The sequence below is a fragment of the Streptomyces alkaliphilus genome, assembly GCF_014141535.1.
GTDB classification, from domain to species: Bacteria; Actinomycetota; Actinomycetes; order Streptomycetales; family Streptomycetaceae; genus Streptomyces; species Streptomyces alkaliphilus.
On record NZ_VKHT01000063.1, the window covers coordinates 1 to 11117 of the forward strand.

General features: G+C 73.4%; 10 protein-coding genes. 4 read left to right on the plus strand and 6 right to left on the minus strand.

All coding sequences use genetic code 11. From position 1 onward, the window contains the following. Nucleotides 1-237 precede the first annotated feature (237 nt). A complete protein-coding gene (locus FNQ90_RS04105) occupies nucleotides 238-924 on the minus strand; it encodes a response regulator (RefSeq protein ID WP_143622090.1) in 687 nt (228 codons plus the stop codon). A 227-nt stretch (nucleotides 925-1151) separates the two neighbouring features. Beyond that, nucleotides 1152-2078 (minus strand): universal stress protein, encoded by a 927-nt coding sequence (locus FNQ90_RS04110; RefSeq protein ID WP_182605011.1) that lies wholly within the window; start codon nucleotides 2076-2078, stop codon nucleotides 1152-1154. Between the two features lie 506 nt (nucleotides 2079-2584). Between FNQ90_RS04110 and FNQ90_RS04115 the strand changes: the two genes are divergently transcribed. Further along, complete coding sequence (locus FNQ90_RS04115) at nucleotides 2585-4204, plus strand: GAF domain-containing sensor histidine kinase (protein ID WP_143622095.1); 1620 nt, start codon at nucleotides 2585-2587, stop codon at nucleotides 4202-4204. A 116-nt stretch (nucleotides 4205-4320) separates the two neighbouring features. Then, a complete protein-coding gene (locus FNQ90_RS04120; RefSeq protein ID WP_182605012.1) occupies nucleotides 4321-6084 on the plus strand; it encodes an NAD+ synthase in 1764 nt (587 codons plus the stop codon). A gap of 103 nt (nucleotides 6085-6187) precedes the next feature. Here FNQ90_RS04120 and FNQ90_RS04125 read toward each other — a convergent pair whose 3' ends face one another. Next, entirely contained in the window at nucleotides 6188-7255 is a 1068-nt protein-coding gene (locus FNQ90_RS04125) for an endonuclease/exonuclease/phosphatase family protein (protein WP_182605016.1), read from the minus strand. Nucleotides 7256-7696: 441 nt separating this feature from the next. Here FNQ90_RS04125 and panB point away from each other — a divergent pair, with 441 nt between their 5' ends. Next, nucleotides 7697-8587 (plus strand): 3-methyl-2-oxobutanoate hydroxymethyltransferase, encoded by an 891-nt coding sequence (gene panB, locus FNQ90_RS04130; RefSeq protein ID WP_182605013.1) that lies wholly within the window; start codon nucleotides 7697-7699, stop codon nucleotides 8585-8587. Nucleotides 8588-8709: 122 nt separating this feature from the next. On the opposite strand, the gene FNQ90_RS04135 is transcribed toward panB, so the two are convergent. From FNQ90_RS04135 to FNQ90_RS04145, 3 genes are all read right to left on the minus strand, one after another. Next, nucleotides 8710-8913 carry a hypothetical protein gene (locus tag FNQ90_RS04135; protein WP_143618313.1) on the minus strand — a complete coding sequence of 68 codons (204 nt, stop codon included), beginning with the start codon at nucleotides 8911-8913 and terminating at the stop codon, nucleotides 8710-8712. Between the two features lie 109 nt (nucleotides 8914-9022). Then, nucleotides 9023-9760, minus strand: a complete 738-nt coding sequence (gene npdG / locus FNQ90_RS04140; RefSeq protein ID WP_182605014.1) for an NADPH-dependent F420 reductase — start codon at nucleotides 9758-9760, stop codon at nucleotides 9023-9025. A gap of 88 nt (nucleotides 9761-9848) precedes the next feature. Further along, a complete protein-coding gene (locus tag FNQ90_RS04145; RefSeq protein ID WP_182605015.1) occupies nucleotides 9849-10115 on the minus strand; it encodes a hypothetical protein in 267 nt (88 codons plus the stop codon). A 51-nt stretch (nucleotides 10116-10166) separates the two neighbouring features. On the opposite strand from FNQ90_RS04145, the gene map reads away from it, so the two are divergent. Then, entirely contained in the window at nucleotides 10167-11033 is an 867-nt protein-coding gene (gene map, locus FNQ90_RS04150; RefSeq protein ID WP_143618309.1) for a type I methionyl aminopeptidase, read from the plus strand. The last annotated feature ends 84 nt before the right edge of the window (nucleotides 11034-11117 follow it).

Consider the following 11117-nt stretch of genomic DNA (forward strand, 5'->3'; position numbering starts at 1 on the left):
ATCGGGGGGACATCGGTGACGGGGCACCGGCCGACCCGCGGTCGGACCGAGCGGAGCGTAGCCGCGCCCCACCGCTCCGGACAGGAGACATCGTGCGGCCTGTGACCGGACGGTTCGTGAACTCCGCGGAACCGGTGGGAGGTTCACGGCCGGCCGGCGGGCCGGAAAAGCCGAACACCCCCACCGGGGTGAGGGTGTTCGGCTCGTGATCGAGCCCCTTCGCCGGGCTCCCGGGCGTCAGGAACGCTCGCGGATCCGCTCGACGATCACGGCGGCCTGGATGCGGCGGCTCACGCCGAGTTTGGCGAGGATGGCCGAGATGCGGTTCTTCACCGTCTTCTCGGCGAGGTAGAGACGACCCGCGATCTGGCGGTTGGTCAGTCCCTCGCCCACCAGTTCCAGGATCTCCCGCTCCCGGGGGGAGAGGCGGGCCAGCTCCGGCGGCACGTCGTTGTCCTCGGGTTCACGGAGACGTGCCATCACCCGGGCCGTGGCGCCCGGGTCCAGCATGGAGCGCCCGGCGGCGACGGTGCGCACCGCCTCGATGAGGTCGGAGCCCTTGATCTGCTTGAGGACGTAGCCGGCGGCCCCGGCCATGATGGCGTCGAACAGGGCCTCGTCGTCGTCGAAGGAGGTCAGGATGAGGCAGGCCAACTCCGGCATGCGGGCCCGCAGTTCCCGGCAGACCTCGATGCCCTCGTGGTCACCGGCGGGGTCGCCGCCGCCGAGCCGGACATCCAGAACCGCCACGTCCGGCCGCACCGCGGGCACCCGCGCCAGCGCCTCGCGGGCGGTACCCGCCTCGCCCACGACCTCCAGGCCCGGGGCCGCCCCGAGGAGATCCCGCAGGCCGCGACGCACCACCTCGTGGTCGTCCAGCAGAAAGACCCTGATCGGGCCGTCGCCCGTGCCCGTCTCCGTCATCACACCGTCCCTGTCGCCGGTCCCGTACCGTCCCCGTGCCGGCCCGCACGGTCCCGTCCCGGAGGTCGGGCGCCGTACGTCCTCACGCCACCACTGTCGCACGGCCCGGGCCGTGCGGGGCAGGGCCGACCGGCCCCGCCGGGGCCGAACGGCCGGTTCCGGGCCCTCCGGTGGGCGGAACAAGCGGAACAAGCGGGGTGCCGGGTGCCGGGCGGAAACACCTCCCCTCAGGTGACCGGAACCAGCAGGACCGGGCAGTGCGCGTGCTGCAGGACGGCGTGGGTCACCGGCCCCAACCGCAGCCCGAGCCGGCGCGGCCGACGGTGGGTGGCCAGGATCAGCACCGACGCGGTGCGGCTGGCCTCCACCAGGACCGGGGCCGGCCGACCGGTGACGTGCACCGGCTGGACCACGGTGTCCGGGTGGGCGTCCCGGAAGGGCGCGGCGGCCAGTCGGGGCACCTCCTGCGCGGTGTCCCCGTCCTCGGTGTGCGGCCAGGCGTGCAACAACTGCAGGGGAACGCCGCGTCGCCGGGCCTCCTCGAAGCCGAAGGCCACCGCGTCGGTGTCGGCCTCGGACTCGATGCCGACCAGCACCGCCCCGGCCGGCCGGGGCGGATCCCGGCGCACCACCAGCAGCGGCCCCTCGGTGTGCGAGGCCACCCGCAGGCTCACCGAGCCGATGAGCAGCCCGGCGAACCCGCCGTACCCCCGGGCACCCACCACGGTCAACGCCGCGCTGCGCCCGAAGTGCACCAGGGCGCGCGGTGCCGATTCCGTGGTGAGCGAGGAGACCACGCGCAGCCCCGGGTGGTGCGCGCGGGCCCGGTTCGCGGCCTCCTCGACCACCGCCCGGGTGGCCCGGTAGCGCATCCGGCCGCTCTCGGCCGAGCGGCCGGCGGGGCCGGGCTCCCGGTCCCAGGGCCAGCCGCACAGCACCTCCAGGGCCGCCCCCCGGCGGGCCGCGTCGGCGGCGGCGATCTCCAGGGCGCGCAACGAGTGCTCGGAGCCGTCCACCCCCACGAGCACCCGTCCGCCGGGCGGACCGGTGTCCCCCCGGCGGACGGGGACGTCGTCGGGGACGATCGCGGTGGCGGAACCAATGACTCCGGGGTCGTGTTCCCGGATCCCTGTTCCCTGAATGGTGTCGCTCATGACCGGCCTCCCTCACGCCTCGGGGTCACCGATGCCGAAAACGGGTCCCCGTATCCGCAGGGTGCCCGGTCCGTGGTGAATCGCCCGGGGCCGGGAAGGCCGTGTGCGGGGGCCGAACGGCCCCGGGGCTCGGCCCGGGGCCGGTCCCGGCGGGGGTCCGGCTCCGGATTCCCGTCCCTTGACCGACCCCTCCACCCGGGGCGTGCCTCATGGGATCATGGCCCCGGCTTGGACGGATGAACCATGACGGCGAGCACGGCGGAGGGCGAATGCCGGGCGGCGAAGAGCGCGAGCGAACCGAACGACGGGGTACGTCACGAACCCCTGACCCCCCCGACGGACCCCGGGCCGTCGTTCGCGGGCAGAAAGGCACCGGGCGGGGGGACGACGGGAACGGCGGGACCATCGGGAACGGCTCCTCGCCGCGCTCCCCCCGGTTGCGTCTGGACCAACTGCTGGAGGAGTTGCAGTCCCGCCTGGACGCCGCGCGCAGCACCCAGAACCGCATGCACAGCCTGTTGGACGCGGTGCTGAGCGTGGGGCGCGAGCTGGACCTGGAGCAGGTGCTGCGCCGGATCATCGAGGCGGCCGTGGCCCTGACCGACTCCGAGTACGGCGCGCTCGGCGTGATCGGTGACCACCATGAGCTGGACCAGTTCGTGCACGTGGGGCTCGATCCGGAGCAGGCCGCCCGGATCGGGGAACTGCCCAGCGGTCAGGGCATCCTGGGCGAGCTGATCCACCGACCGGAGCCACTGCGGCTGCGGAATCTGACCGAGCATCCGGCCAGTCACGGCTTCCCGCCCAACCACCCGCCGATGCACAGCTTCCTGGGCGTTCCGATCCGGGTGCGCGAGGTGGTGTTCGGCAACATCTACCTGTCGGAGAAGCGCGGCGGCGCGGAATTCGACGAGGAGGACGAGGCCGTCCTCGGGACGCTGGCCGTCGCGGCGGGTGTGGCGATCGACAACGCGCGGCTGTACCACGAGAGCCGACGGCGCACCCGATGGTTGGAGGCGTTGGCGGGGATCAACCGGAGCCTGCTGTCCGGCTCCCCGCCGGACGAGGTGCTGCGGCTGATCGCGCGCGGCGCCATGGAGGTGGCCGACGCCGACAGCGCCTGCGTGCTGATGCCCGCCGAGGACACCGATCGGCTGCGGATCACCGTGGCGGAGGGGCAGCCCGCCGAGCGGCTGCTGGGCAGTACCCTGCCCGGTGACGAGTCCCTGGCCGTGGTGGCGGCCCGCACCGGCGAGCCGGTGGTCGCCGGCGATCTGCGCGCCGAACCGCGGGCCCGGCTCTCGCCGGGGGTTGAGGAGGACCACGGCCCGGCGGTGGCGGTGCCGATGCCCACCCGGGAGGAGAGCGGCGGCGCGCTGCGGCTGACCCGGCTGGCGGGACGCCCGCGCTTCGACGACACCGAGGTGGGATTGCTGTCGAACTTCGCGGCCCAGGCGGCGCTCGCCCTGGAGTTGGGCCGGCACCGGGCCGAGGCCGAGCAGTTGGCGCTCCTGCACGACCGGGACCGAATAGCCCGCGATCTGCACGACCTGGCGATCCAGCGGCTCTTCGCCACCGGGATGACCCTGCAGAGTGCCGCTCCGCTGATCGAGCACCCCGCGGCGGCCGAGCGGGTCGGGCGGGCGGTGGACGACCTGGACGAGACCATCAAGATCATCCGATCCACGATCTTCGCGCTGCGCACCGCCGAGCAGGGCGGTGGTGATCCGGCCTCGCTGCGCCGCCGCCTGGCCAGGGCGGTGGGTGAGGTGGGGGGTCATCTGGGCTTCACGCCGTCGCTGCGGGTGGAGGGGGCGGTCGACGCCCGGGTCCCGGCGGATGTCGCCGAGGAGTTGCTCGCGGTCCTCGCGGAGGCGTTGAGCAACACGCTGCGCCACGCCCGGGCCCGCCGGGTGGACGTGGCGCTGAGCGTGCGCGACCGGATCGTGCTGACGGTGACCGACGACGGGGTGGGTCTGGGTGACAACGAACCGCGCGGCGGTCTGCTGAACATGCGCTCGCGCGCCGAGTTGCTGGGCGGTGTCCTGCGGCTGGAGCCGGGGACGGCGGAGGGCGGGGGCACCCGCATCCACTGGGAGGTGCCCTTCCCCGCCCAAGGGGAATGAGCCCCGCCCAAGGGGAATGAGCCCCGGCGAGGGGGGCGGACCCCGCGCGACACGCCGGGGTTCCCCCGTTCGGCCGATAGCGTCAGTTGGACGATTACGGGCGTAGACTCGGGCGCGTGCCCCAGCTTCGCCTCGCCCTGAACCAGACCGACTCCTGCGTCGGTGACCTCTCCGGCAACGCCGAGGAGGTGATCCGCATGACCCGGCTGGCCGCCGACCACGGGGCCCACCTGGTGGCCTTCCCGGAGATGATGCTCACCGGCTATCCCGTGGAGGACCTGGCGCTGCGCCACTCCTTCGTCGAGGCCGCCCGCGCCGCGCCGGCGGAGTTGGCCGCACGCCTGGACCGGGAGGGGTTCGGCGACCTGCCCGTGGTCGTCGGCTACCTGGACCGCAGCACGGAGGGTCACCCGCGCCTCGGCCGGCCGGCGGGCTCCCCGCAGAACGCCGCCGCGGTGCTGCACGGCGGGCGGGTCGCCCTCTCCTTCGCAAAGCACCACCTGCCGAACTACGGCGTCTTCGACGAATTCCGCTACTTCGTGCCCGGCCGCACCCTGCCGGTCATCCGGGTGCGCGGGGTGGATGTGGCGTTGGCGATCTGCGAGGACCTGTGGCAGGACGGCGGCCGGGTGCCCGGCGCCCGGGAGGCCGGGGCGGGCCTGCTGCTGTCGATCAACGCCTCTCCCTACGAGGTGAAGAAGGACGACGCCCGCCTGGATCTGGTGCGCCGGCGTGCCCGCGAGGCCGGCTGCGCGCTGGCCTACGTGGCTCTCTCCGGCGCCCAGGACGATCTGGTCTTCGACGGCGACAGCATCGTGGTCGACGCCCGGGGCGAGGTCGTCGCCCGGGCCCCGCAGTTCACCACCGAGTGCCTGGTGGTGGACCTGGAACTGCCCGCCGCCGGGGACGAGCCGCCCTCCGGGACGGTCGCCGACGGGATGTGGGTCGACCACCTGACGCTCTCCGCCAACCCCGTCCCGGCGTACGAGCCGGAGCACCCGGGCGAGGTCGCCGAACCGCTCTCCGACGAGGCGGAGATGTACGGCGCGCTCGTCGCGGGCCTGCGCGGTTACATCACCAAGAACGGTTTCGGGTCGGTGCTCATCGGCCTGTCCGGCGGCATCGACTCCGCCCTGTGCGCCGCCATCGCCTGCGACGCGCTGGGACCGGATCGGGTGCACGGGGTGTCGATGCCCTCGCGCTACTCCTCCGAACACTCCCGGCACGACGCGGCGGAGATGGCCCGGCGCACCGGGCTGCATCTGCGGACCGTCTCCATCGCCCCCATGTTCGACGCCTACACGCAGGCGGTGAAGCTGACCGGTCTCGCCGAGGAGAACCTCCAGGCCCGGCTGCGCGGCACCCTCCTGATGGGCATCTCCAACCAGGAGGGCCACCTCGTCCTGGCCCCGGGCAACAAGAGCGAGCTGGCGGTGGGCTACTCCACCCTGTACGGCGACTCGGTGGGGGCCTACGGTCCGATCAAGGACGTCTACAAGACCTCCGTATACCGGCTGGCCCGGTGGCGCAACGCCGAGGCCGAGCGGCGCGGCGAGACCCCGCCGATCCCGGAGAACTCGATCACGAAGCCGCCCAGCGCCGAGCTGCGGCCCGGCCAGGTGGACACCGACTCGTTGCCCGACTACGACGTGCTCGACGCGATCCTGGAACGGTACGTGGACCGGGACATGGGCGGTGCCGGGATCGTCGCGGACGGCTTCGACACCGAGTTGGTGACCCGGGTGCTGCGGATGGTGGACGCCGCCGAGTACAAGCGGCGTCAGTACCCGCCGGGCACCAAGATCTCCGGCAAGGGTTTCGGCAAGGACCGCCGGCTGCCCATCACCAGCCGATGGCGGGAAACCCCGGCCGCCGGTTGAGCCGCCACCGGGTCACGAACCGCGGGAGGGGCGGGACCGATCACCACCGGTTCCGCCCCTCCCGCGGTTCTTCCCTCTCCCGGGCGGTGCCCGCGAGGGCCGCTCAGGGGTCCAGTCGCGCCGCCACCGGCCGGTGGTCGCTCCCGGTAACGGGAAGGGACCAGGAGGAGACCGGCTCCACCTCGCGCACCAGGATGTGGTCGATCCTGGTCACCGGGAACTCGGAGGGGAAGGTGAACCCGAACCCGGCGCCCGCCGCACCCTGGGTGGAGCGCAGCTGCGAGGTCAACGGGGCCAGGGACCGGTCGTTCATGGTGCCGTTCAGGTCCCCCAACAGGATCGCGCGCTCGTGCGGGTCATCCGCGATGGCGCGGGCCAACCGGTTGGCCGAGTCGTCGCGCTGGCCGGCGGTGAAACCGGCACGGAACTGCACCCGAACCGAGGGCAGGTGCGCCACGTAGACCGCCATGTCCCCGAACTCCGGGACGGTCGCGGTGGTGCGCAGGGCCCGGGTCCAGCCCAGGCCGAGGTCCACCGGCTCGGTGTCCGTCAACGGGTAACGGCTCCAGAGCCCCACCGTGCCCTCCACCGCCGCGTAGGAGTACTCCTCACCGAGGGTGGCGGCGTACTGCGCCAGTTCTCCCCGGGGCATCTCCTGGAGGGCGATCAGGTCGGCGTCGGTCTCCATCAGCTGTCGGGCGGTGGCGGTCGGGTCGGGGTTCTCCGCGTCCACGTTGTGACTGACCACCGTGAGCGCACCGCCCTCTCCGGTCTTGTCCACCAGCAGGCCGGCGAACAGGTTCATCCACACCAGGGCCGAGACGGTGACCGCCGCCACGGCGGTGATCGACCGGCTGAACAGCGCACACACCAGCAGCACCGGCACCAGCAGACCGAACCACGGCAGGAAGGTCTGCACCAGGCTGCCGATGTTGCCGATGGCGTTGGGGATGCGCGAGTGCAGCAGCATCACCGCGGAGAGCGCCAGGGCCGCGAGGACCACGAGTTTGCCGCGTCGCCAGCGTCCCGCCCCGTCCCGCCAACTGCGGGGTCGCGGCGGGTCGCCGTCGGCCGGATCGGTTCCCGCGGGACGTCGCCGGCGCCACCGGGCGCCGCGACCGCCGTCCCCGCCCCGCGGGGGGTCCGCCACCGTCGGCGCCTCGGCCGCCATGGCGGTGGGGGGCCGCCCGGCCTTCGCCTCCGGGACGGACGGGTTGTCGCTGTCTGCCATCTGTCACCCTCGCTGACCGTGCCGCTGTGCCATGGGACGGGCCGTATTCCCCGGATTCCCCGGACCCGTCACCGGGTGAGTCGAATGCCGGAGGAGGTCCCTCGTCCCGCTACCGCCCGATCCCCCGTCGACGGTGGCGGGGTCGTGGTCCACCTGCCCCGGGGCGGACGCTACCAACCCCGCCCGGGTCGGCGACCGGCGCGGTCCGCTCCGCCCGCACCGCCCGCCGGCGCGGGCGGCCCCGGGGAGGGCGGGGGTCCCGGCGCCTCCCCGGAGCCCCCGGGGTTTCCGGGCTTTCCGGGACCGGGAGGGGATGCGACCATGGAGGGGATCCGGGGACGCCGTGAACGGCGCTTCGAGACGACGAAACGGAGTACTGCGATGACGCGGACGCACACCCCTGCCCACTCCTCCCCCGGTGGGGACGACACCTCCCGAACCGGTCTGTACGGCGGAACCGCGAACCGCCGCGTGACCGTGCGGGACATCGCCGCCGCCAAGCGGCGTGGCGAGAAGTGGCCCATGCTCACCGCCTACGACGCGATGACCGCCTCGGTGTTCGACGAGGCCGGCATCCCGGTGCTGCTGGTCGGCGACTCCATGGGCAACTGTCACCTGGGGTACGACAGCACGGTCCCGGTCACCATGGAGCAGGTCCTGATGCTGTCGGCCGCCGTGGTGCGCGGCACCCGGAGGGCCCTGGTCGTGGGTGACCTGCCCTTCGGCAGCTACCAGGAGGGGTCGGTCCAGGCCCTGCGCAACGCGACCCGGCTGATGAAGGAGGCCGGTGTCGGGGCGGTCAAGCTCGAGGGCGGGGAACGCTCCGCCGAGCAGATCGACCTGCTGGTGCGCTCGGGCATCCCGGTCATGGCCCACGTGGGTCTCACCCCGCAGTCGGTGAACGCCTACGGCGGTCACCCGGTTCAGGGACGTGGCGAGGAGGCGGCGCAGCAACTGCTGCGGGATGCCAAGGCGGTTCAGGACGCGGGCGCCTTCGCGGTGGTGCTGGAGCTGGTGACGGCCGACCTGGCGGCGGAGGTCACCCGCGGCCTGCACGTCCCCACGGTGGGGATCGGGGCGGGAGCCGAGTGCGACGCCCAGGTGCTGGTGTGGACCGACATGGCGGGGATGACGGACTGGTCCGGCGGTCGCCGGCCGCGCTTCGTCAAGGAGTACGCGCGGCTCCGGGAGGTGCTGGCGGGTGCCGCCCGCGGCTTCGCCGAGGACGTGGCCGGCGGGACCTATCCGGCCCCGGAGCACTCCTTCCGCTGACCTCCGATCGCCCCGGCGCCTCGGCTCGGGGTCGTGACGCGATCGTCGAACGCCGCCCGTCCCCGCACGGGGCGGGCGGTTCGCGCGTGCGGGGCCCGGTGACCCCCGGGAGGCCCCGGGGGTCAGTCCCCGCCGCGCTCGCGACGGGCCCGCCGGTGGTAATACCAGGCCAGGTTGGAGGCCAGGCCCGCCAACAGGATCCAGATGATGCCCAACCAGCTCCCCCGGCTGAAGGCGACCACCGCCGCCACCAGGGCGGCCACGCAGACGATCAGGGCCTGTACGGAGAACCGACGGGCCGAGGTGGGGGGCAGGGGCTGCGACATGGGGGCGCTTCCGGACATCGGGGACGGGCTGACCTTTCCATTCTCCCCCGGGGCGTCCGGGCCGGCGGGCCCGGGGCGGCTCGCCCGGGCCCACCGGCCGTCGGCGGCGTCAGACGTCGGTCAGGCGCACGCCGGCATGGGCGCGGTAGCGGCGGTTGACGGAGATGAGATTGGCCACCAGCGCCTCCACCTGGTGGGCGTTGCGCAGCCGGCCGGCGAAGATCCCCCGCATGCCGGGGATCCGGGAGGCCAGCGCCTGCACGATCTCGCAGTCGGCCCGGGACTCGCCCAGCACCATCACGTCGATGGGGATCTCCGCCACCTCCGGGTCGCACAGCAGGACGGCGGAGAGGTGGTGGAAGGCCGCGGTGACCCGGGAGTCGGGCAGCAGGGCGGCGGCCTGCTCGGCGGCGCTGCCCTCCTCCGGGCGCAGCGGGTACGCGCCCTTCTTGTCGAAACCCAGCGGGTTGACGCAGTCCACGACGAGTTTGCCCGCCAGTTCCTCCCGCAGGGCGGTGAGCGTGGCGGCGTGTCCGTCCCACGGGACGGCGACGATCACGACATCGGAACGGCGGGCGCACCCGGCGTTGTCGTCACCCTCGACACCGGTGCCGGAGAGGAGGTCGTCGGCGGCGACCTCGCGGGCCCGCTCCGCCGAACGGGATCCGATGATCACGCGATGACCGGCCCGGGAGAAACGGTGGGCGAGGCCCCGGCCCTGGTCCCCGGTGCCGCCGAGCACGCCGATGGTGAGGTCTGAGACGTCGGGCAGGTCCCGGGGGTCCCCGGCGGGCTTCTTGGCGGCCGGACCCGGCGCGGCGTCGTTGGGGGCGTCGTTGGCAGTCATGGCGGCATCCTGTCAAAGGAAGGAGTGCGGGGCCGTGAGCAGGGCCACCCCGGGCGGGCCCGCTCCCGCGGGGACGCGGGCCCTCGGCTCAGCGCCCGGGGTCCCCGGGTCGCGGCGGGCCGCCCGTCGGCCCGTTGCCCGGATCGTCGTTCCAGCGGGGGTCGGTGCGCCACTCCTCGTCCCGGTCCCGGGCGGTCCGCAGGGCCCGCTCGGCGCCGGCCCGGTCGGGATACGGGCCGAGGCGGTCCTTCGCCGGGCAGTCCGGCCCCTCCTCCACCCCGGCGTGGCGCAGGCAGTAGTACCACTCCCCCGGCTTGCCGGAGGTGTCACGGCGGAAGATCGAGAAGAGGCCCATGCGATCATTCTGCCCCCGGCGGGCGGAACGACGCCGCTTACACTCGGTGGCATGTCTGCGCAGTCGCTCCTCGTTCCCGGCACCCTCTCCCCCCACCGTTCGGTACCCGCCGCGATCCCGCGCCCGGAGTACGTCGGCAAGCCCGCCCCGACCCCCTACACGGGACCCGAGGTGCAGGACGAGGAGACCATCGAGCGGATGCGGGTGGCGGGTCGGCTCGCCGCCCGGGCGCTGGCGGAGACCGCCTCGCACATCGCGCCCGGCGTGACCACCGACCGGTTGGACGCGGTGGCCCACGAGTTCCTGTGCGATCACGGCGCCTATCCCTCCACCCTGGGATACCGGAACTTCCCCAAGTCGCTGTGCACCTCGTTGAACGAGGTCATCTGCCACGGCATCCCGGACTCCACGGTGATGCGCGAGGGCGACATCGTGAACCTGGACATCACCGCCTACATCGGTGGGGTGCACGGGGACAACAACGCCACGTACTTCGTGGGCGGCGAGGAGTCGGTGGACGAGGAGTCCCGCCTGCTGGTGGAGCGCACCCGCGAGTCCCTGAACCGGGCGATCAAGGCGGTACGGCCGGGACGGCGGATCAATGTCATCGGCCGGGTGATCGAGTCCTACGCCAAGCGCTTCGGCTACGGGGTGGTGCGGGACTTCACCGGTCACGGCATCTCGACCTCGTTCCACTCGGGGCTGATCATCCCGCACTACGACGACCCGAACGCCGACACCGTGATGCGCCCCGGGATGACCTTCACCATCGAGCCGATGCTGACCCTGGGGACCCACGAGTGGGAGATGTGGGACGACGGCTGGACGGTGGTCACCGGGGACCGGAAGCGGAGCGCGCAGTTCGAGCACACCCTGCTGGTGACCCGGGACGGGGTGGAGATCCTGACCCTGCCCTGACCCCTGACGGTGAACTCCCGGCGTCCCGCCCGGGGCCCCCGGCCCGGGCGGGGCCCCGTACGACCTGTCTCTTATACAGATCTG